General features: G+C 63.5%; 18 protein-coding genes and 1 tRNA gene. 11 read left to right on the top strand and 8 right to left on the bottom strand.

Annotated elements, in window-relative coordinates; genetic code table 11:
• Nucleotides 1–20: 20 nt before the first annotated feature.
• The 4 genes from aroC to M1D44_RS06100 all read right to left on the bottom strand — a co-directional run bounded on the left by aroC (nucleotide 21) and on the right by M1D44_RS06100 (nucleotide 4,159).
• A complete protein-coding gene (gene aroC / locus M1D44_RS06115) occupies nucleotides 21–1,121 on the bottom strand; it encodes a chorismate synthase (RefSeq protein WP_024975495.1) in 1,101 nt (366 codons plus the stop codon).
• A gap of 85 nt (nucleotides 1,122–1,206) precedes the next feature.
• Entirely contained in the window at nucleotides 1,207–1,620 is a 414-nt protein-coding gene (locus M1D44_RS06110; RefSeq protein ID WP_024975494.1) for an FKBP-type peptidyl-prolyl cis-trans isomerase, read from the bottom strand.
• A 93-nt stretch (nucleotides 1,621–1,713) separates the two neighbouring features.
• Nucleotides 1,714–3,621, bottom strand: coding sequence for an MFS transporter (locus M1D44_RS06105; RefSeq protein ID WP_316853845.1), 1,908 nt, complete (start codon nucleotides 3,619–3,621; stop codon nucleotides 1,714–1,716).
• Between the two features lie 82 nt (nucleotides 3,622–3,703).
• Entirely contained in the window at nucleotides 3,704–4,159 is a 456-nt protein-coding gene (locus tag M1D44_RS06100; protein WP_004634176.1) for a CBS domain-containing protein, read from the bottom strand.
• 240 nt (nucleotides 4,160–4,399) lie between these two features.
• Between M1D44_RS06100 and M1D44_RS06095 the strand changes: the two genes are divergently transcribed.
• From M1D44_RS06095 to M1D44_RS06085, 3 genes are read left to right on the top strand one after another with little or no spacing between them, the layout of a single operon-like run.
• Complete coding sequence (locus M1D44_RS06095) at nucleotides 4,400–5,734, top strand: O-acetylhomoserine aminocarboxypropyltransferase (RefSeq protein WP_316853844.1); 1,335 nt, start codon at nucleotides 4,400–4,402, stop codon at nucleotides 5,732–5,734.
• The gene (locus M1D44_RS06090; RefSeq protein ID WP_316853843.1) at nucleotides 5,734–6,558 is read left to right on the top strand and encodes an alpha/beta fold hydrolase; all 825 of its coding nucleotides are present in this window, start codon (nucleotides 5,734–5,736) and stop codon (nucleotides 6,556–6,558) included. Before M1D44_RS06095 ends, M1D44_RS06090 begins: the two co-directional genes overlap by 1 nt.
• Nucleotides 6,559–6,585: 27 nt before the next feature.
• Nucleotides 6,586–6,903 (top strand): Mpo1-like protein, encoded by a 318-nt coding sequence (locus M1D44_RS06085; RefSeq protein ID WP_024975490.1) that lies wholly within the window; start codon nucleotides 6,586–6,588, stop codon nucleotides 6,901–6,903.
• Between the two features lie 4 nt (nucleotides 6,904–6,907).
• Here M1D44_RS06085 and M1D44_RS06080 read toward each other — a convergent pair whose 3' ends face one another.
• Nucleotides 6,908–8,239 (bottom strand): YihY family inner membrane protein, encoded by a 1,332-nt coding sequence (locus M1D44_RS06080; RefSeq protein ID WP_024975489.1) that lies wholly within the window; start codon nucleotides 8,237–8,239, stop codon nucleotides 6,908–6,910.
• A 68-nt stretch (nucleotides 8,240–8,307) separates the two neighbouring features.
• Between M1D44_RS06080 and wrbA the strand changes: the two genes are divergently transcribed.
• From wrbA to M1D44_RS06065, 3 genes are read left to right on the top strand one after another with little or no spacing between them, the layout of a single operon-like run.
• The gene (gene wrbA, locus M1D44_RS06075) at nucleotides 8,308–8,901 is read left to right on the top strand and encodes an NAD(P)H:quinone oxidoreductase (protein ID WP_024975488.1); all 594 of its coding nucleotides are present in this window, start codon (nucleotides 8,308–8,310) and stop codon (nucleotides 8,899–8,901) included.
• The gene (locus M1D44_RS06070) at nucleotides 8,898–9,290 is read left to right on the top strand and encodes a DUF2069 domain-containing protein (protein ID WP_316853842.1); all 393 of its coding nucleotides are present in this window, start codon (nucleotides 8,898–8,900) and stop codon (nucleotides 9,288–9,290) included. Before wrbA ends, M1D44_RS06070 begins: the two co-directional genes overlap by 4 nt.
• A gap of 6 nt (nucleotides 9,291–9,296) precedes the next feature.
• Nucleotides 9,297–10,709, top strand: a complete 1,413-nt coding sequence (locus M1D44_RS06065) for an FAD-binding oxidoreductase (protein ID WP_316853841.1) — start codon at nucleotides 9,297–9,299, stop codon at nucleotides 10,707–10,709.
• Between the two features lie 17 nt (nucleotides 10,710–10,726).
• Here the strand turns inward: M1D44_RS06065 and M1D44_RS06060 are convergent, their stop codons facing one another.
• Nucleotides 10,727–10,930 carry a hypothetical protein gene (locus M1D44_RS06060; protein WP_024975485.1) on the bottom strand — a complete coding sequence of 68 codons (204 nt, stop codon included), beginning with the start codon at nucleotides 10,928–10,930 and terminating at the stop codon, nucleotides 10,727–10,729.
• Nucleotides 10,931–11,596: 666 nt separating this feature from the next.
• Here M1D44_RS06060 and M1D44_RS06055 point away from each other — a divergent pair.
• Together M1D44_RS06055 and M1D44_RS06050 are read left to right on the top strand one after the other, a co-directional pair.
• Nucleotides 11,597–11,673 (top strand) — tRNA-Arg (locus M1D44_RS06055).
• Between the two features lie 422 nt (nucleotides 11,674–12,095).
• Nucleotides 12,096–13,289: a GGDEF domain-containing protein gene (locus M1D44_RS06050; RefSeq protein ID WP_316683716.1), complete on the top strand. Its 1,194-nt coding sequence runs from the start codon at nucleotides 12,096–12,098 to the stop codon at nucleotides 13,287–13,289.
• 96 nt (nucleotides 13,290–13,385) lie between these two features.
• Here the strand turns inward: M1D44_RS06050 and M1D44_RS06045 are convergent, their stop codons facing one another.
• Nucleotides 13,386–13,856, bottom strand: a complete 471-nt coding sequence (locus M1D44_RS06045) for an Lrp/AsnC family transcriptional regulator (RefSeq protein WP_024975461.1) — start codon at nucleotides 13,854–13,856, stop codon at nucleotides 13,386–13,388.
• 145 nt (nucleotides 13,857–14,001) lie between these two features.
• On the opposite strand from M1D44_RS06045, the gene M1D44_RS06040 reads away from it, so the two are divergent.
• On the top strand, nucleotides 14,002–15,501 hold the full coding sequence (locus tag M1D44_RS06040) for an aminotransferase class V-fold PLP-dependent enzyme (protein WP_316853840.1): 1,500 nt from the start codon (nucleotides 14,002–14,004) through the stop codon (nucleotides 15,499–15,501).
• Here the strand turns inward: M1D44_RS06040 and M1D44_RS06035 are convergent.
• Complete coding sequence (locus tag M1D44_RS06035) at nucleotides 15,498–16,019, bottom strand: Lrp/AsnC family transcriptional regulator (protein ID WP_316853839.1); 522 nt, start codon at nucleotides 16,017–16,019, stop codon at nucleotides 15,498–15,500. The two genes, M1D44_RS06040 and M1D44_RS06035, sit on opposite strands and share 4 nt — an antisense overlap.
• A 145-nt stretch (nucleotides 16,020–16,164) precedes the next feature.
• On the opposite strand from M1D44_RS06035, the gene M1D44_RS06030 reads away from it, so the two are divergent.
• Together M1D44_RS06030 and mdeB are read left to right on the top strand one after the other, a co-directional pair.
• Nucleotides 16,165–17,181: a 1-aminocyclopropane-1-carboxylate deaminase gene (locus M1D44_RS06030; protein WP_316853838.1), complete on the top strand. Its 1,017-nt coding sequence runs from the start codon at nucleotides 16,165–16,167 to the stop codon at nucleotides 17,179–17,181.
• A 90-nt stretch (nucleotides 17,182–17,271) separates the two neighbouring features.
• A complete protein-coding gene (gene mdeB, locus M1D44_RS06025) occupies nucleotides 17,272–19,971 on the top strand; it encodes an alpha-ketoglutarate dehydrogenase (RefSeq protein WP_316853837.1) in 2,700 nt (899 codons plus the stop codon).
• Nucleotides 19,972–20,053: the final 82 nt, after the last annotated feature.

Below are 20,053 nucleotides of genomic sequence, written 5' to 3'. Positions count from 1 at the left end.
TGTTGCCTGAGCGAATCGATTCAGGAAGCTTTTGCCGCGATGGCCGGCGTCTGCACCGACACATCACCACATTGCGCGCGATGGCGCAGCGCGTGGTCGATCAGCACGAGTGCCAACAGCGCCTCGGCGATTGGCGTAGCACGAATGCCGACGCACGGGTCATGGCGACCGAACGTCTCGACCACAGCCGGATCACCCGCCTTGTCGATCGAACGGCGCGGCGTGCGAATGCTCGAGGTCGGCTTGATCGCCAGCGACACGGAGATGTCCTGCCCTGTCGAAATCCCACCCAGGATTCCGCCGGCGTTGTTGCCGACGAAGCCTTCCGGCGTCAGCTCATCGCCATGCTCGGAGCCGCGCTGGCTGACTGCGTGGAAACCAGCGCCAATCTCAACGCCCTTCACCGCGTTCAGGCCCATCATCGCATGTGCAATATCGGCATCCAGGCGATCGAACAGCGGTTCACCCCAGCCGACCGGCACGCCCGTGGCCACCACCTCAATGCGCGCGCCGACGGAATCGCCGTCCTTGCGCAGTGCATCCATGTAGGTTTCAAGCTCGGGAACGATCTCGGCATTGGGCGCGAAGAACGGGTTGTTCGGCACCTCGTTCCAGTCCATGAACGGGATGTGAATATCGCCCAGCTGCGACATGAAGCCGTGGATTTCGATGCCGAACTTTTCACGCAGCCACTTCTTGGCGACGGCCCCTGCCGCCACCGTCGGCGCCGTCAATCGTGCGGAAGAACGGCCGCCACCGCGCGGGTCCCGGACGCCGTATTTGTGCCAGTACGTGTAATCGGCATGGCCGGGACGGAAGGTCTCGGCGATGTTGCTGTAGTCCTTGCTGCGCTGATCGGTATTGCGGATCAGCAGGCAAATCGGGGTGCCCGTGGTCTTGCCTTCGTACACCCCGGAGAGAATCTCAACAAGGTCTTCTTCCTTGCGCTGCGTCACATGGCGCGAGGTGCCTGGCTTGCGACGGTCCAGATCGGGCTGGATGTCTTCTGCCGACAGCGTCATGCCCGGCGGGCAGCCGTCGATGACAGCGCCAATGGCCGGGCCATGCGACTCGCCGAAGGTGGTGACGGAAAACAGCAGGCCCAAGGTATTGCCAGACATGATCGTGCTCAGGAAGGCGCCGCGACTACCGCGGCGCGAAACATCGGGAAAACGGTATTGTAAGGCCGATCCACCGGCCGCCAGATCAGCTGCCGATACCCAGCAGCTCGACCTCAAAGTTCAGCGTCGAATTGGGCGGAATCGTGCCGGGTACGCCGCGTTCGCCGTAAGCGGTGGCTGCCGGGCACGTCAGCTTGGCTTTGCCGCCCACCTGGATCTTCTGCACGCCTTCGGTCCAGCACGGAATCACGCGATTCAGCGGGAACGAGATCGGCTGGCCGCGCTTGTAGGAGCTGTCGAACTCGGTACCGTTGGTGAGCGTGCCGCGGTAGTGCACCTTGACCGTGTCGCTGGCCTTGGGCGACGGGCCGGTGCCCTTGGTCAGCGTCTGGACGATCACACCGGAGGGCAGCGTCTCGGATGCAGGCGATGCGGCTTGCGCGGTAACGGCAGCCAGGGCAAGCAACGAAGCGCACAGCAGCGGGGAAACGTGTTTCATGGCAGGTAACGGGAGAGTTGGAGGTCAGAAAAAGCATCACGGCCGATTGCAGGCCAACCGGCAGTGTATCGAAGTCCGGACGCAGGCTAGGCGCTAGAGCAGCTCCCCGCGCAGCGCCAGTACGGCGGCCTGCATCGCCTCGGGCGACACGGCATTCGCCGGCACAGGCGTGCCGATACACAGCTCCAGCCTGTTGAGGAAACCGCGACGGAACGGGCGCGACATCGCCGCCCCGCCCTTGCGCGAGAAAAAGCTACCCCAGAGCCCGCGCAGCGCCATCGGCACCACCGGCACAGGTGTGCGCTCGATGATGCGGCGCATGCCTTCCTTGAACGGGTTCATCTCGCCCGTGGCGGTGATCTTGCCTTCGGGGAAGATGCAGACGACCTCGCCTTCCGCCAGTGCAGCCGCAATGGTGTCGTAGGCGCGCGTGAGCATCTCCGGGTCTTCGTGCATCGGCGCAATCGGAATCGCCTTGACCGTTCGGAAGAACCACGACAGCACTGGCACCTTGAAGATGCGGTGGTCCATCACAAAGCGAACGGGCCGACGCACGAACGCGCCCACCACCACGGCATCGACGAAGCTCACGTGGTTGCAGACCAGCAGGCATGGGCCTTCATCGGGAATCTGCTCGGAACCGTCCACCTTCACGCGGTAGACGGTATGGATCAGCAGCCACATCACAAAGCGGATCAGGAATTCCGGCACCAGCGTGTAGATGTAGATCGCTACCACGGCGTTGAGGATGCCGGTCACCAGGAACAACTGGGGGATCGTGAACCCGGCACGCGTGAGCACCATCGCCAGCACGGCTGAGGCGATCATGAACAGCGCGTTGAGGATGTTGTTGGCGGCAATGATGCGCGCGCGGTGCGTCGGTTCGCAGCGGCTCTGGATCAACGCATACAACGGCACGCTGTAGAAGCCGCCGAACATCGCCAGCAGGAACAGATCGGCCAGCACGCGCCAATGGCGGTGGTTTTGCAGGAAGCCGGAAATGCCCGTCAGCACGTCGTGCGCGACCAATGCCTCGGCATGCGAAGCAAAGTACAGATCCACAGCAAACACCGTCATGCCGATCGAGCCAAACGGCACCAAGCCGATTTCCACCCTGCGACCCGAGAGTTTTTCGCACAGCACCGACCCCAACCCGATGCCGACTGAAAACACGGCCAGCAGCAGCGTCACAACGTTCTGATCGCCGCCAAGCACGTTGCGCGCGAAGGCGAAAAACGACGTCAGGAACGTCGCGCCCACGAACCACAGCCACGAAATGCCCATCAGGCTCAGGAACACCGCGCGCTGGTTGCTCGCAAGCTTCAGGTTGCGCCAAGTCTCGGAGATGGGGTTCCAGTTGATGCGCAAGTCCGGCTGCGACGCCGGTGACACCGGCACACCACGCGCCGTCAACCAGCCGGCCACGGCAATGACAATACAGGCGATACCCGTGAACATCGGGCCGATCAGCTCGCCGTTGCGCGTGTAGTTGGCCAGCTCTCCGCCGCCGATGGTACCGATGAGGATGGCGACGAAGGTGCCCATTTCCACCAGCCCGTTGCCGCCCACCAGTTCCGTCGATTGCAGATGCTGGGGCAGATATGCGTACTTGACCGGCCCGAACAGCGTCGAGTGCACGCCCATCAGGAACGTGCACAGGTACAGCAGCTCAACGTGGCGCAGCGCAAAACCCGCACAACCGATCGCCATGATGGCGATTTCCAACGTCTTGACCAGCCGGATGAGCCGCGCCTTGTCCATGCGATCGGCAATCTGCCCGCTGGTGGCCGACAGCAGCACAAACGGCGCAATGAAGATTGCAGAAATCAGGAACGCCGCCGACGCCGGGTCCGCATTGCCGAACAGCGCAGCGTGGTACGTGACCAACGAGGAAAACGCGACCTTGAAAACGTTGTCGTTCATGGCGCCCAGAAACTGGGTCCAGAAGAACGGTGCAAAGCGACGCTGCTTCAGCAGGGAAAACTGGCTCGATTGGCTCATCGGCTGGAGGCTATTGGTTCAACAAAAAACCCGCTCGCAACAGCGGGCGGGTTTTAGGAATGCGATAAAGAGATCGCGCAGATCAGTCTTCGTTGGCCTTTTCTTCGGGCCAGTCGCGAATGTACGCCTTGAGCATCTTGTTTTCGAAACTTTGGTCTTCCAGCACGGCCTTGGCCACGTCGTAGAAGGAAATCACGCCCATCAATGTGCGGCTGTCGAGCACCGGCAGGTAGCGCACATGGTGCTCCAGCATGATGCGACGCACTTCGTTGACCTCGGTTTCGGGCGTGCAGGTGACGGGATGGTCGTCCATCACCTTGCGGATGGTCGTGCCCTCGCCCACGGAACCGTGGTTCTTGGCAACAACCTTGATGATTTCCCGGAAGGTCAGCATGCCGACCAGCTCGCCGTACTCCATGACCACGAGCGAGCCGATGTCTTTTTCCGCCATCGTCTGCACGGCCACTTGGAGCTTGGTTTCAGGTGCCACGGTGTAGAGCGTGTTGCCCTTCACGTGGAGGATGTCGCTGACTTTCATGTTGCGTCTCCCAGAGTTCGGGGTGCCGGTCTGCCGGGGGAGCGACCGCGCGCGGGTTGTCGTTATGGTTATGCTTCGATCCTAGCCCAAACCGGAGCGCTTCGACAAGCATGCAGCGCAGAAAAAACCTGTCAAAAACCGCGCCCGCTCGGCGTTTGCCCGGAATGCGCTGCAACAGGCAGCAGTGCTAGCATGCCCCGTCCAAACCCGCTCCCGCTCCCTTTCGGGGTGCTTGAATCCATGTCCAAAGCCCGCTTCGACACGCTGGCCCTGCATGCCGGTGCCGCGCCCGACCCGGCCACCGGCGCGCGCGCCACGCCCATTCACCTGAGCACGTCCTTTGTGTTCCGCGACAGCGAACATGCGGCGTCATTGTTCAATATGGAACGCGCGGGGCACGTCTATTCGCGCATCTCCAACCCGACTGTTGCCGTGTTCGAGGAGCGCATGGCCGCGCTGGAAAACGGCGTAGGCGCCATCGCCACGGCTTCCGGCCAGGCGGCGCTGCATCTGGCCATCGTCACGCTGATGGGTGCCGGCTCGCATATCGTCGCGTCTTCGGCGCTGTATGGCGGCTCGCACAATCTGCTGCATTACACGCTGCGCCGCTTTGGCATCGAGACGACCTTCGTCAAGCCGGGCGACATCGATGGCTGGCGCGCTGCCATCCGCCCGAACACGCGGCTGCTGTTTGGCGAGACGCTCGGCAACCCAGGACTGGATGTGATGGACATCCCAACCATTGCGTCGATTGCGCATGATGCGGGCGTGCCGCTGCTGGTCGATTCGACCTTCACCACGCCGTGGCTGCTGCAGCCGCTCGCGCATGGTGCAGACCTCGTCTACCACTCGGCTACCAAGTTCCTGGGTGGGCATGGCACGACCATCGGCGGCGTGCTGGTCGACGGCGGCACGTTCGACTACGTAGCCGCAGGCAAGCATCCCGAGCTGACCGAGCCCTACGCGGGTTTCCACGACATGGTGTTTGCCGAGGAAAGCACCGTCGCGCCCTTCCTGCTGCGCGCGCGCCGCGAGGGCCTGCGCGACTTCGGTGCCTGCATGAACCCGATGGCCGCGTGGCAACTGCTGCAAGGCATCGAGACACTGCCACTGCGCATGGCGCGGCATGTAGACAACGCCCGCCGGGTCGTCGCCTTCCTGGCGAGCCATCCGATGGTGGCGTCGGTCGCCTACCCTGAGCTGGAATCGCACCCCGATCACGCGCTGGCCAAGCGCCTGCTGCCGCGCGGCAGCGGTGCGGTGTTCAGCTTCGATCTGCGCGGCGACCGGCGTGCCGGCCAGCAGTTCATCGAGTCGCTCGGCCTGTTCTCGCACCTCGCCAACGTGGGCGACGCGCGCTCGCTGGTCATCCATCCCGCATCGACAACGCATTTCCGCATGGATGCCGACGCGCTGGCCGCAGCCGGTATCAGCGAGGGCACGATCCGCCTTTCCATCGGCCTGGAAGACGCCGACGACCTGATCGACGATCTCAAGCGCGGCCTGAAAGCTGCAGAGCGCGCGATGTCCGCCGCGCCGGGCAAAGCCGCTGCCAACGCACCGGGAGCCCGCTGATGGAATGGACCGTACAAAGCGAGCGCGCCTACGCCTACACCGGCGGCAAGCCGTTCAACGCCGAATTGCCGTGCATCGTGTTCGTGCATGGCGCGCAGAACGATCATTCGGTCTGGGGACTGCAGACGCGCTGGTTTGCGCACCACGGCTTCAGCGTACTGGCGGTCGATCTGCCCGGACACGGCCGCAGCGCCGGCGCCCCGTTGCAGACGGTGGAAGCCATGGCCGATTGGGTGATGGCGCTGGTGCAGGCGGCTGGCGTCATGCAACCGGTCATCGTCGTCGGCCACAGCATGGGCTCGTTGATTGCACTGGAGTGCGCGTCACGGTACGCAAGTCGCGTGCGCCGCATCGCCCTGGTGGCGACGGCTTGGCCGATGAAGGTGTCGGATGCGCTGCTTGATGCGGCACTCAACAACACGGCCAGCGCCATTGACATGGTGAATACGTGGTCGCATTCCAGCCTCGCCAACAAGCCCTCGTCCCCTGGGCCGGGCTTCTGGATGCACGGCGGCAGCCAGCGGCTGATGGAGCGGATTGCGCGCGGTACCGAGGCGCCCGTCTTTCACACGGACTTTGCCGCCTGCAACGCCTATGCACGCGGCGCCGAAGCCATGGCGGCCGTGCAGTGTCCGTCACTCGTCATCGTCGGGGAGAAAGACCAGATGACCCCAGCGAAAGCCGGGCGTCAGGTTGCGGCAGGATTGGCCGGCAGCCGCGTGGTCGGCCTGCCAGGCGGGCACGCGATCATGGGAGAATGCCCCGACGGCACACTCGACACGCTGATCGCCTTTGCGCGTGAACGAGACCCGGTCGCCGCATAAGTCGCAGTCGCCTCCTGGAGACACATCATGGCCACCACCGACACCCAGAGCTTCGGCAGCTTCGCGGAGTTCTATCCGTACTACCTGAGCGAGCATCAAGACCGCACCTGCCGCCGCCTTCACTTTGCCGGTTCGACGGTGGCGCTGGTATGCCTGATCCTGCTTGTTTTCACGGGCAACCTGTGGTGGTTGCTGGGTGCGGCCGTGAGCGGTTACGCGTTTGCGTGGGTCGGGCACTTCGGGTTCGAGAAAAACCGGCCCGCCACGTTTCGCCATCCGTTTTACAGCCTGATGGGCGACTGGGTGATGTATCGCGACATCTGGACGGGCAAGATCCCGTTCTGAAACGTCAGGCGCTGGCGTTGGCAGCGGCGGGCATTGAAGAAGACGGCGTTGGTGCCGTAGCCGCCTGCGCGGCCGCCGCCACGCCGCGTTCGCCAGTCGTGAAAATGCTCTCCAACGTGGCATCGAGCGCAGGATTCTGCAGTTGGCTGACCAGCGCGTGCGTGTCCCCCAGATGGCGTGCCAGTGAGGTGCGCGGCAAGCGCGGCAGACTCAGCACCAGCCTTTCATAGAGCGGTCGCAGCGTGGTCGTGTGCGCATCGCAAAGCAGCGCCCAATGGGTCTCACCGCGATCCTGCTGCAGCTTGCCGATCAAATGCAGTGCCTTCAGCTTGGTCAGCAGGTCAGCTAGGTAATCGGCTTCCAATTGCAGGCGCCGGCCAATATCACGCTCGGCCACCGTACGTGGTGCCTGTTCGCGGGCGCGATACAACAGCAGCAGAACACCCAGCGCATCGAAGAACTCGCTGCCCGGAAACGTGCGCCGTTGCCAGTAGCCCTGGCGGATGATTGGCAGTGTCGACGCGATGGTCGCGCCGAGCAACGTCACCAGCCAGCTCACATAGATCCACGTTAGAAAGATCGGTAGCGTGGCAAACGCGCCGTAGACGGCTGTGTACGTCGGGATATGCGCAACGTAAGCGCCAAAGACACGCTTGGCAATTTCAAACGCCGCCGCTGCAATCAGCCCGGCAATGAAGGCGTCGCGCCGCTCCACATTGGTGTTCGGCACGAACACGTAGAGCATCGCAAACGCAATCGCCGAAAGCAGGATCGGGATCAGGCCCACGATCACACCCAGGCCGAACGGCAGCTTGTGCACATAACCCGCCGAGATCGACACGAGGTACGAACTGACCGACAGACTTGCGCCAATCAGCACTGGCGCGAATGTCATCAGTGCCCAGAACACCAGAACGCGCTGCGCGAGCGGCCGTCGATGGCGCACGCGCCAGATGGCGTTCAACGCGTTCTCGATGGTGAGCATGGTCATCACCGACGTCACGACCAAGCCGATCAGGCCCGCTGCTGTCAGCCCTTTGGCGTTGCTTGAAAACTGGTTGAGATACGTCAGGATCGGCCGGCTGATGCTGCCCGGCACGAGATTGCTGAACATGTAGCCCTCGATGTCCGCCCGGAAGCTCTTGAACATCGGAAATGCCGTGAACAGCGCAAAGGCCACCGTCAGAATGGGAACCAGCGACAGCACCGTCGTGAATGTCAGGCTGCTGGCCACTTGCGGCAGGTGGTCTTCACCGGCGCGGCGCAAGGCGTAACGCGCCAGCGCACGCAGCTTGGCGGCATTCCATTGACGAAGCGCACGGGTGGCAAAAAGCATGAAAAATGAGGCTGGAGGCGGGGTTGGGGGGCGCAACTATAATACCGCGACGCTCTCAACGCTTTGTTATGAAAGATATCCTGGTCTTGTACTACAGCCGTCACGGCAGCACGCGCGCATTGGCCGAAGCCATTGCGCAAGGCATTGAAAGCGTCGACGGCGCCCAGGCGCGTGTGCGCACGGTGCCCGCCGTCTCCACCGTCTGCGAAGCCACGCAGCCCGACGTGCCCGACAGCGGGCCGCCCTACGTGGAAGTACGCGACCTCGAGGAATGCGTGGGCCTGGCACTGGGCTCGCCCACGCGCTTTGGCAACATGGCCGCCCCGCTCAAGTACTTCCTGGATGGCACCACACCGCAATGGCTGGCGGGCGCGCTGGCCGGCAAACCGGCATGTGTGTTCACCTCCACGGGCAGCATGCATGGCGGGCAGGAAACCACCCTGCTCTCGATGATGCTGCCGCTGCTGCACCATGGCATGGTCGTGCTCGGTCTGCCGTATCAGCACAGCGAACTGCTTTCCACCGATGCGGGCGGCACGCCATACGGACCATCACACGTCGCACACCGCGGTGATACCGCACCACTTACCACCCACGAACGCACGCTCGCCACGGCCATGGGCCGGAGGCTGGCGCAGACTGCTCTGAAGCTCGCCGCATGACTCCCGCCGACAACGCCGTCACCGAATCCCGGGCACTGGCTGCGCTGAGTGCAGGCAGCCTCATCGCATTGATCGTCCTGTGCGCCGCGTGGGAGTTGTGGCTCGCGCCCGTGCGCCCGGGCGGCTCGTGGCTAGCGCTGAAGGCGCTGCTGCTGGCGTGGCCGCTGCCAGGCGTGCTGCGCAAGAACCGCTACACGATGCAATGGGCGTCGATGTTCATCCTGCTGTTCTTTACCGAAGGCATTGTGCGGGCGACATCGGACATTGGACTTTCGCGCTCGCTGGCGTGGGGCGAGGTGGCGCTCAGCGTGGTGTTCTTCACCGCAACCGTCTTCTACCTGCGCCCGTTCAAACGTGCGGCAAAAGCCCGCGCCGGCCACAGCACCTGATACGCCATGACTCACGATGCCTTCCTGCAAGCCTGCGTTGATGCCATCGGCGCAACGCACGTCCTGACCGCGCCGGAAGACCAGGCGCCCTACCTCACCGATTGGCGAAAGCGCTTCTCGGGGCGCGCGCGCGCAGTGCTGCGCCCCGCCAGCCCCGACGAGGTGGCAGCGCTGGTACGCCTGTGCGGCGAACATGGCGTGCCCGTCGTCCCGCAAGGCGGCAACACCGGCCTGTGCGGCGGGGCCACGCCCGACATGGAAGGCAGCGCGGTGGTGATCTCATTGCAGCGCATGCAGCGCGTGCGCGCCGTCGACCCGATCAACAACACCATCACCGTGGATGCCGGCTGCATCCTGGCCAACGTGCAGCAGGCTGCCGCAGATGCTGACCGCCTCTTCCCGCTCAGCTTGGCGGCCGAAGGCAGTTGCACGATCGGCGGCAATCTTGCGACCAACGCGGGCGGCACCGCCGTCCTGCGCTACGGCAACGCGCGCGAGTTGTGCCTGGGCGTCGAGGCGATCCTGCCCAACGGCGAACTGTGGAATGGCCTGCGCGGCCTGCGCAAAGACAACACAGGCTATGACCTGCGCGACCTGCTGATCGGCGCGGAAGGCACGCTGGGCATCATCACAGGGGCGATGCTGAAGCTGTTTCCGCAACCACGCGCCAAGGTGACGGCGCTGGCGGCGCTGCAATCGCCGCGCCAGGCGCTGGAGTTTCTATCGCTGGCGCAAGGCCATGCAGGGACGCTGTTGACGGGCTTCGAGCTGATGTCGGCGTTTTGCCTGGAGCTGGTGCGCAAGCATTACCCGCAGCTGCGCGTGCCGTTTACGCAGGTATATCCGCAATACGTGCTGCTGGAATTGTCCGATCTGGAAAGCGAAGCGCACACGCGCACGCTGTTCGAATCGCTCATGGAAGACGCGCTCGCGCGCGGCGTGATCGACGATGCGGCAGTAGCAGAATCGGTGGCCCAGTCGCGCGACTTCTGGAGCCTGCGCGAACATATTCCGCTGGCGCAGGCCGATGAAGGCAAGAACATCAAGCACGATATTGGCGTGCCCATTTCGCGCATTGCAGACTTCATTGACGTGACCGACCGCGCGCTGGCCGCAGCCTATCCCAGCATCCGCATGGTGACGTTCGGCCACCTGGGCGACGGCAACCTGCACTACAACGTATCGCCGCCGGAAGGCCATGCGCACGACGCGTTCCTGGCCAATCAGGACGGCATCAACCGCATCGTGCACGACAGCGTGCATGCGCACGGCGGCTCGATCTCGGCCGAACACGGCATCGGCCAGCTCAAGCGCGAAGACAACGCGCGCTACAAGAGCCCCGTTGAACTGGCGGCCATGCGCGCGATCAAGCAGGCGCTGGACCCGCGCGGCCTGATGAATCCGGGGAAAGTGCTGTAAGGCGATCCGGCGTTGCTTCAGCCGAACAGCTTCAGCGTGTAGTTCGCCACCGCGAAGAGAACCGTCGCGGCCAGCAGCCACAACAGCATGCGCGGTACGCCGCTGGGCGGCAGACGATGATCATTCACGTTGGAACGATCGCCGATGCGCCCGCTCTGGGCGCTACGGATGTAAGTGCTACGTGACGACCCTGCCGGGCGTCGTGCATGACGTGTGCTCATTGTGGTTTCCTCCCTGCCCCATGGCTAGCGCCTCGCCCCCGGCTCCCTGCAGCCATGGCGAAACACAGCAGCCCCATGGATCGCTCCACGGCCGCCCAAACAAGACTCCCTCTTTTCCCGTCTGGTCCGAACCTAAAAGGCTTCGTCACGCCCGTTTGGCGTGCGTAGGCACGGTGTTCCGCGTCATTGCGCGGAATTTCGAATGAAACGTTATTGTTGTGTGGCACTACCCGACGCCACGGAATGTATCAAAAATCCCCCCAATTGGGGGGTACGTATTTTAGGCATCACCTTTTGGATGATGCGCAGGAACGACGCTTGCGGGCTCGATCAGGGCAAACCCGGAACTCGACCCATGTATGGAGGCAGCCCATGCCCGCTTTGCCCGATCTGACCAAGCGCGCCCACATCACGCCGCCGCAACCGCCCGAACAGCCCCCACACCCGCCGCCGGAAATGCCGCCGCCCGATGAACCAGCCCATGACCCAGTGCACGACCCCGAACCCCAAACGCCCCCAATCGAACTGCCACCCGGGGACCTACCGCCGGAAATCCCGCCCCAGCACTAGCGCTGCGCAACATCCCATCTGTTAGAATCGCGGCCTCCCAGGCACCCGGAGGCCGCGCGTTTTTGGTATGCCTGGGCAGCCTGCACATCTGCATATCTGCCCATAGCTCAGTTGGATAGAGCATCGGCCTTCTAAGCCGACGGTCGGGGGTTCGAATCCCTCTGGGCAGGCCAATAAATCATTGAGTACATGGCAATTCGAACGCGATTCGATTTCGAAGCTCTCGCCATGTAACTACCTCATAAGCACTTCCAACAGTTTCGGCGACAGCCACATACGATCCGAGGGGCACCCCGTCCAGTCCAGCCCTCTACTGCTCTGGCCGAGCAAGCCAAGGTGCTCCTCCGCTGCTAGCGCGGTCGGCAGGCCATTGGCACACGTCGCTTTTCCGGTGACAACGCATTGCGAAAAAGAGCCTTAAGCGGCGCACCGATCTGCCGATAAAGAAAGGTTGTGGTGAATACTTCGTCGCACCGAAGCCTGGTCGCTCCAGAACACTTCCAGCGGCCGTGGGCGCAAGTCGGCCCATTCGGTTTGGGCTCGGTTGCCGAATGCGTGCTTGTCTTTCCCCATTCTTGTCACCAGTCCCGATCTCATGCTCAGCCCGCTCGCTCTGATAGGTATCGTGATGGTGTCCTGCTTGATGGGCGTCGCCATCCTTGGATCACTGCTTCGGACCGCCGTGCCGGGGATAGGCCGCTGGTGCGTGGCCCACGGGTTGCTGGCTGTGGCGGCGGCGTGTGTGCTAATCGCGGGCAGTCTGCAAGGGCGGTTCGTCACCCTCGCAGTTGCGCTCATCACGCTGACAGCCGTCCTGTTGCTCGTACAGGGGATGCGCCAGTTTTTTGGCAAGGCTTGGGCGGTGCCTCAAGAGACAGGGGCATTCGCCATCGCGTTCGTTGCGTTGGTGTACTTCACGCTCGTATCGCCGAACGTCAGCGCGAAGATTGGGATCGTGTCGGTGTTCTTTGCCTATGCTCGGATTGCTGTCGGGACATTGGCCCTGCGACACGCGCCGCACGATGGCGCCCGCTATCCCTATCGATTCGTTGCCGCGGCCGCATACCTGGGCGCACTGTTCCATGTCACGCGGGCGATCGCCGTTGCCTTCGGCCTGCCGCAAACGGCTTTTCCCGAGCCGTCAGCCTGGAACGTTCTTTTTCTCGGGCTGGCGATCGTCACGTTCCCGTGCATGTCGACAGGCATGGTGATGCTCGCGCACGATCAACTCGCCCGGAGGATGGAGCAGCTCGCGAATATTGACGAACTCACGGGCGTACTGATGCGGCGAGCGTTCATGGCAAGGGCAAGCGTCTTGCTTCACGACGCGGCGGCAAGCGGAAGACCGTTGTCGATTGCCGTTCTGGACATCGATAAGTTCAAAGCCGTCAACGACAGCTTCGGCCATGCCGTCGGCGACCGCATCCTCAAGCATGTCACGTCGGTGGTATCCACGCGGCTCAGGCCGGGCGATCTTGTCGGCCGCCTCGGTGGTGAGGAATTTGCGATTGTCCTGGTCGATACGGGAAAGACCGCCGCAGCGGCTTTGACGGATGAACTCCGGCTCGCGGTCGAGCAGTCGCCAAGAGAAGGCGTGCGTTGCACCTTCAGCGCGGGGGTCGAATGTGTCATGCCCGGAGACACATTGGCGACCACCCTCGCTCGAGCGGATGCGGCGCTCTATATGGCGAAGGAAAAAGGGCGCAACCGGGTCATCATCGCCTCAGAGGCTCACGAACGCGGCGTCGAAACGCACGGAGCGACTGCCACGTCAAAACTGGTCTGCTGATGCTGGGTTGGCGAACTTCGATAGCTGAATAATTGGCCATTCCCTACGAGGCGGCTACGAAGCCCCCCTCCCCGCAGTTCAGGCGCAAATACATCCTCAATCTCCCTGCCCCACATCCCGCACCGGCAGCGCAGTCGAATACTTGATCTGCTCCATTGAAAACGATGAACTCACGTCCGACAGCGGCACGGACTTGATCAGGTGTTTGTACACGCGGTCGTAGTCTTCTATACCTGCGACCGCAACGCGCAGCAGATAGTCCATCTCGCCGCTCATCCGGTAGACCTCCACCACCTCGGGCATATCGCGCACCACCTGCGTGAAACGCTGCGCCCACTTCTCGGTGTGCTGATCCGTGCGTACGGCAACGAACACCGTGGTGCCGACGCCCAACTTGCGTGCGTCGCACAGCGCCACCTGGGCGCGGATGACGCCCGTGTCCTTGAGCCGCTGCACCCGCTTCCAGCACGGTGTTTGCGAAAGGTTCACGCGCTGCGCAAGCTCGGCGATGGGCAGCGTCGCATCGGCCTGCAACAGCCTCAGTAGTTCGCGGTCAATGGCGTCCATTTCTGCAGAAGAATTTAGTTCTATATACGACGAATTCTAGGGAATATTTTCCCCACCATGGAGGAATACACAGGAAACTTTGAATTATTTTTCCGGGCTGTCCGCCGTATCATTTTTCTGCCTCCACCGCAGCACAGAAAACGACATGAGCGACAGCAACACCCTCCATTACCTCGACTACGCTGCCACCACGCCGGCCGACCCTCGCGTGATTGCGGCCATGACCGCCTGCCTTGGCATGGAAGGCGCCTTCGGCAACCCTGCGTCGAGTTCACATGCGACGGGGCGCGTCGCGCGGAACAAGGTCGAACAGGCACGCGAGCAAGTTGCCGCGCTCATTGGTGCTGACGCCGACGAGATCATCTGGACGTCGGGCGCGACCGAATCCAACAACCTTGCACTGAAGGGCTACGCCGACGCCGCCACGGGCAAGCGCCACCTCATCACCAGCCGCATCGAGCACAAGGCCATTCTGGACACGATGGCGAACCTGTCAGCGCGCGGCTGTTCAGTGACGTATCTCTCGCCAACACGCGACGGCGAAATTACCCCGGAAGCCGTGGCCGCTGCGATGACGCCGGACACCGGTCTCGTATCGCTCATGCTGGTGAACAACGAGCTGGGCACGCTGACCGATGTTCGCGCGATCGCCCAGATCGTGCACGCAGCGGGCGCGCTGTTCCATGTCGATGCCGCGCAGGCACTCGGCAAGACGCCGATTGATGTGCGCGCGCTCGGCATCGACATGCTGTCGATGTCCGCACACAAGGTGTATGGCCCCAAGGGGATCGGGGCGCTGTATGTGCGCCGCGAGATTGCCTCGCGCATTGCGCCGCAAATCCACGGTGGCGGACACGAACGCGGTCTGCGCTCGGGCACGCTGGCAACGCATCAGATTGTCGGCATGGGCGTGGCGTGCGAATTGGCGGCGGAAGAACTTGATCACGAGACCGCCCGCATTGCTGCATTGAGCCAGCGGCTGAAGGCGTCGGTGCTGGGCCTGGGCGATGTGGTGCAGAACGCCGACGTGGCACGCCGCATTCCCCACACGCTGAGCCTGACGGTGAACGCGCCCGGCTTCATGCCGATGATGCTGGGCGACGATCTTGCTGTGTCGTCAACGTCGGCGTGCAACTCCGCTGCGGGCACGCCCTCGCACGTGCTGACGGCCATTGGCCTGGATGCTGATGCTGCGGGCCGCACCGTGCGCATCAGCCTAGGCCGCTTTGCAACCGAGCAGGACGTCGACTTTGCCGCCGCATGTTTCCAGCGTGCGATTGAGCAATGCCGCGCCACGGCATCCAGCGGGTTGACGGCTTCGCGGCAGATCATGCCGGCGGATCTGAAGGCCATCCGCAATGCAGGTTTCCGCTCAGTGATCTGCAACCGCCCAGACGGCGAGAGCATCGACCAACCCGCCTTTGAGGACATTGCCGCTGCCGCCCGCGAGCTGGGCCTGGAAGCGCGCTACCTGCCGGTCGAGCCGAACGGCATTGGCGATGCAGACGTCGCGGCCTTTGGCGAACTGGTCGACACGTTGCCCAAGCCCATCCTTGCGTATTGCAGAAGCGGCAACCGGGCCGGCATGCTCTGGAACCGCCTGATGGATCAACGCAAAGGCTTAGCCGCTCCCACCCTCGGCTAAGCCACCGGCAGCTCCGTCGTCGACAGCACCTGCTTGAGCACCATGAACGTCCGGATCTGCCGCACGCCCGGCAGATACAGCAACTGCTCGGCGTGGAGCCGGTTATAGCCTTCGTTGTCTTTCGTGCGCACAAGCATGAAGTAGTCGAACTCGCCCGTCACGACGTGACACTCCAGGCAGCCGGGCACCTTCTGCACTGCCTTTTCAAATGCCGTGAACGATTCCGGCGTTGAGCGATCCAGCACGACGCCGATCATCACCAGCGACCCCAGATCCAGCGCACGCGGATCCAGCAGCGCAACAATCCCCTTGATCAGACCCAGCTCCTTGAGCCGTTCCACGCGGCGCAGGCAGGCCGGCGGACTGAGGTTCACCTTGGCTGCAAGCGCCACGTTTGAGATGGACGCATCGCGCTGGAGCGCCCTCAGAATTGCGCGATCGGTGCGATCCAAGGCGTGGCGCGCAGAAGCTGCCGATTCGTCGGACGGCTCCTGCAATTTCGTTTCGTTCTTTTTCATTTAGGCAGAATTAAAAATTAAGGAATTTGATTTTCATCCGGATACGTTCCGGATGGTAGACGATCTTTGCAACCTCATTTCGCGGCGTTCTGCGTACCATTGGTTTCCGACATCCCGCCACTTGCGGCACTGAAGGAGCCACCTCATGAACCTGCAAAGATTCCCCCGCTATCCGCTGACGTTCGGGCCGACGCCCATCCAACCGCTGAAACGATTGAGCGCGCATCTGGGCGGCAAGGTGGAGCTGTTTGCCAAGCGCGAAGACTGCAACAGCGGCCTGGCCTTCGGCGGCAACAAGACCCGCAAGCTCGAATACCTGATCCCGGAAGCGCTGGAAGGCGGGTACGACACGCTGGTTTCCATTGGCGGCATTCAGTCGAACCAAACGCGCCAGGTTGCTGCCGTGGCCGCACACCTCGGCCTCAAGTGCGTGCTGGTGCAGGAAAACTGGGTCAACTACTCCGACGCCGTGTACGACCGCGTCGGCAATATCGAGATGTCGCGCATCATGGGCGCCGACGTGCGCCTCGATGCGGCAGGCTTCGACATCGGCATCCGGCCCAGTTGGGAACAGGCCATGGAAGACGTGCGCAAGCGCGGCGGCAAGCCGTTCCCGATTCCGGCCGGCTGCTCCGAACACCCGCTCGGCGGCCTGGGCTTTGTGGGCTTTGCCGAAGAAGTACGCCAGCAGGAAGCAGCGCTGGGCTTCAAGTTCGACTACATCGTCGTGTGCTCGGTCACGGGCAGCACGCAAGCCGGCATGGTCGTCGGCTTTGCAGCAGATGGCCGGGCCGACAAGGTGATCGGCATCGATGCCTCGGCCAAGCCGGAGCAGACGCGCGCGCAGATCCTGCGCATTGCGCAGCACACCGCTGAGCTGGTCGACCTCGGCAGAAACATCACGGAGAAAGACGTGGTGCTCGACACGCGTTACGGCGGCCCGGAATACGGCCTGCCCAATGAGGGCACGCTCGAAGCCATTCGCCTGTGCGCGCGCCAGGAAGCCATGCTGACCGACCCCGTGTACGAAGGGAAATCCATGCACGGCATGATCGACATGGTGCGCAACGGCGAATTTCCTGAAGGCTCGCGCGTGCTCTACGCGCACCTGGGCGGCGTGCCGGCACTCAACGCATACAGCTTCATCTTCCGCAACGGTTGATGCGGACGCGCCCCAGCGGCGCATCCGGGCGCGGGCGTGCATCGCGTGATCACGGCCCGCCTTCTAATCCTTCCTCAAGGCAGAACCGCCATGACGGATTTATCGACGGGGGCCGCGTCGATGCACTCCCTCGTGCATCGCACCGAAGACAGCGACCCAGGGGAAACCGCCGAATGGCTCGACGCGCTGGATGCCGTCGTACAGCATGCCGGCACCTCGCGGGCGCAGTTCCTGTTCGACCGCTTGGCAGAACGCGCCTCAAAGCTTGGCGTTGGCACCGCCCTCGCCCGCGTCACGCCCTACGTCAACACGATCCCCGTTGAGGCGCAGCCGCCGTATCCCGGAGACATCGATACCGAAGAGCGACTGGCCGCCGCGCTGCGCTGGAATGCTCTCGCCATGGTGGTGCGCGCCAACCAGGCCTACGGAGAGCTGGGCGGCCACATTGCAAGCTACGCATCAGCAGCCGATCTCTTCGAAGTCGGCTTCAATCATTTCTTCCGGGCTGACAACGCGGCGCACGGCGGCGATCTGGTCTACTTCCAGCCGCACTCTTCGCCCGGCGTCTATGCGCGTGCGTATCTCGAAGGCTTCCTGGATGAAGCGCATCTCGAACACTATCGGCGTGAGATCACGGGCCCGGGGCTTTGCTCCTATCCGCATCCGTGGTTGATGCCGGAGTTCTGGCAGTTCCCGACCGGATCAATGGGCATCGGGCCGATCAACGCGATCTACCAGGCGCGCTTCATGCGCTACCTGCAAAACCGCGGCCTCTTGCAGACATCCGATCGCAAGGTGTGGGGCTTCTTCGGCGACGGGGAAATGGACGAGCCGGAATCGATCGGCGCCCTCTCGCTGGCGGCGCGCGAGCGGCTCGACAACATCGTATTCGTCATCAACTGCAACCTGCAGCGGCTCGACGGGCCCGTGCGCGGCAACAGCCGCATCGTGGACGAACTCGAAGCGCAGTTCACCGGCGCCGGGTGGAACGTCATCAAGGTGCTGTGGGGCTCGGACTGGGATGCCCTCTTCGCCCGCGACCGTTCCGGCGCCTTGCTGCGGGCATTTGCGCAGACCGTGGACGGCCAGTTCCAGACCTTCTCTGCCAACGACGGCGCCTACAACCGCGAGCGCTTCTTCGGCCAGAACCCCGAGCTTGCCGCGCTTGTCTCGCATTTCAGCAACGAAGACATCGACCGCCTGCGCCGCGGCGGCCACGACGTGCGCAAGCTCCACGCCGCCTATGCAAAGGCGCTGCAGCACAAGGGCCAGCCCACGGTGATCCTCGCCAAGACGATGAAGGGCTTCGGCATGGGCAGCGTTGGGCAAGGCCGGATGACGACGCACCAGCAGAAGAAGCTCGATGTCGATCAGCTCAAGGCGTTTCGCGATCGCTTCCGCCTGCCGCTGTCCGACAGCGACGTCGAGCAGTTGAAGTTTTACAAGCCAGCGCCAAACAGCCCGGAGATGCAATACCTGCATGCGCGCCGGGCTGCCCTGGGGGGCTATCTGCCTAGAAGGCGGAAGGCGGCAACACAGGCGCTGACCGTGCCTGCGTTGCCATCCTGGGGGCAATTCGCGCTGCAAGCCGAAGGCCGCGAGATGTCGACCACGATGGCCATCGTGCGCATGTTCGGCAACCTGCTGAAGGACGGTGCCCTCGGCTCGCGCATGGTGCCGGTGGTGGCGGATGAGGCCCGCACGTTTGGCATGGCCAGCATGTTCCGCCAGGTCGGCATCTACTCGCCGCTGGGTCAACAGTACGAGCCGGAAGATCTGGGTTCGATGCTGTATTACCGCGAAGAAACCGGTGGGCAGATCCTGGAGGAAGGCATATCCGAAGCCGGCGCCATCTCGTCGTGGATTGCCGCGGCCACGGCCTACAGCACGCACGATCTGCCGATGCTGCCGTTCTACATCTACTACTCGATGTTCGGCTTCCAGCGCATTGGCGATCTCATCTGGGCGGCGGCGGACCAGCGGGCGCGCGGCTTCCTGATCGGCGCGACGGCGGGCAAGACAACGCTCGGCGGTGAAGGCCTCCAGCACCAGGACGGCACGAGCCACCTTGCCGCATCCACGGTGCCCAACTGCCGCGCGTGGGACCCGGCATTTGCCTACGAGATTGCCGTCATCCTCGACGAAGGCATGCGCGCGATGCTGGAGCGTCAGGAAGACACGTTCTACTACCTGACGGTGACGAACGAGAACTACGCGCAGCCCTCCATGCCGGACAGCGACCTGTGTGCGGGCATCCTCAAAGGCATGTATCCGCTGACACCGCAAAGCCTGTCGACCGCGCGCGTGCAGTTGCTGGGCTCGGGCGCCATCCTGGGCGAAGTCATGGCCGCCGCGCAGATGCTCAAGGAAGACTGGAACATCGACGCCGCCACCTGGAGCGTGACGAGCTTCTCAGAGCTGCACCGCGAGGCCATCGCCGCAGAACGCATCGCCCGCCTCGGCGGTGAAGCCGCGCCTTCGTATGTGGAGGCCGTCTTGCGCGAATCGCACGGGCCCGTCATCGCCGCCACCGACTACGTGCGGGCCGTACCCGAACTGATCCGGGCACACGTACCGCGCCGCTATGTCACGCTGGGCACCGACGGCTTTGGCCGCAGCGACTCGCGCCGGGCGCTGCGCGAGTTCTTCGAGGTGGACCGCGCGTCCATCGTCATCGCCGCGCTGAAGGCGCTGGCAGACGACGGTGAACTGGAACGCACCGTGGTGCGCGAGGCGGCTGAGCGATACGGCAAACACGCGACGGCCACGGACGCGCCCTGGATGCGATGAAAGGCCTTTGACACAGGGGCGCAGCGAGCCCGTGACCGCCCGACCCCATGCCTCGCGGCGTGCTGGTGCAGGGCCTTTGGTC

The sequence above is a fragment of the Ralstonia sp. SA306 genome (assembly GCF_054792405.1).
This window is presented reverse-complemented; position numbering and strand designations above follow the sequence as displayed.

Excerpts from the sequence above, each read along its gene's own strand:
- M1D44_RS06035 (WP_316853839.1), bottom strand. The coding sequence starts at position 16,019 with ATGAAAAAGAACGAAACGAAATTGCAGGAGCCGTCCGACGAATCGGCA.
- M1D44_RS06080 (WP_024975489.1), bottom strand. The coding sequence starts at position 8,239 with ATGCTTTTTGCCACCCGTGCGCTTCGTCAATGGAATGCCGCCAAGCTG.
- M1D44_RS06070 (WP_316853842.1), top strand. The coding sequence starts at position 8,898 with ATGACTCCCGCCGACAACGCCGTCACCGAATCCCGGGCACTGGCTGCG.
- mdeB (WP_316853837.1), top strand. The coding sequence starts at position 17,272 with ATGACGGATTTATCGACGGGGGCCGCGTCGATGCACTCCCTCGTGCAT.
- M1D44_RS06110 (WP_024975494.1), bottom strand. The coding sequence starts at position 1,620 with ATGAAACACGTTTCCCCGCTGCTGTGCGCTTCGTTGCTTGCCCTGGCT.
- M1D44_RS06100 (WP_004634176.1), bottom strand. The coding sequence starts at position 4,159 with ATGAAAGTCAGCGACATCCTCCACGTGAAGGGCAACACGCTCTACACC.
- M1D44_RS06040 (WP_316853840.1), top strand. The coding sequence starts at position 14,002 with ATGAGCGACAGCAACACCCTCCATTACCTCGACTACGCTGCCACCACG.
- M1D44_RS06060 (WP_024975485.1), bottom strand. The coding sequence starts at position 10,930 with ATGAGCACACGTCATGCACGACGCCCGGCAGGGTCGTCACGTAGCACT.
- M1D44_RS06105 (WP_316853845.1), bottom strand. The coding sequence starts at position 3,621 with ATGAGCCAATCGAGCCAGTTTTCCCTGCTGAAGCAGCGTCGCTTTGCA.
- wrbA (WP_024975488.1), top strand. The coding sequence starts at position 8,308 with ATGAAAGATATCCTGGTCTTGTACTACAGCCGTCACGGCAGCACGCGC.
- M1D44_RS06045 (WP_024975461.1), bottom strand. The coding sequence starts at position 13,856 with ATGGACGCCATTGACCGCGAACTACTGAGGCTGTTGCAGGCCGATGCG.
- M1D44_RS06085 (WP_024975490.1), top strand. The coding sequence starts at position 6,586 with ATGGCCACCACCGACACCCAGAGCTTCGGCAGCTTCGCGGAGTTCTAT.
- aroC (WP_024975495.1), bottom strand. The coding sequence starts at position 1,121 with ATGTCTGGCAATACCTTGGGCCTGCTGTTTTCCGTCACCACCTTCGGC.
- M1D44_RS06095 (WP_316853844.1), top strand. The coding sequence starts at position 4,400 with ATGTCCAAAGCCCGCTTCGACACGCTGGCCCTGCATGCCGGTGCCGCG.
- M1D44_RS06065 (WP_316853841.1), top strand. The coding sequence starts at position 9,297 with ATGACTCACGATGCCTTCCTGCAAGCCTGCGTTGATGCCATCGGCGCA.
- M1D44_RS06090 (WP_316853843.1), top strand. The coding sequence starts at position 5,734 with ATGGAATGGACCGTACAAAGCGAGCGCGCCTACGCCTACACCGGCGGC.
- M1D44_RS06030 (WP_316853838.1), top strand. The coding sequence starts at position 16,165 with ATGAACCTGCAAAGATTCCCCCGCTATCCGCTGACGTTCGGGCCGACG.
- M1D44_RS06050 (WP_316683716.1), top strand. The coding sequence starts at position 12,096 with ATGCTCAGCCCGCTCGCTCTGATAGGTATCGTGATGGTGTCCTGCTTG.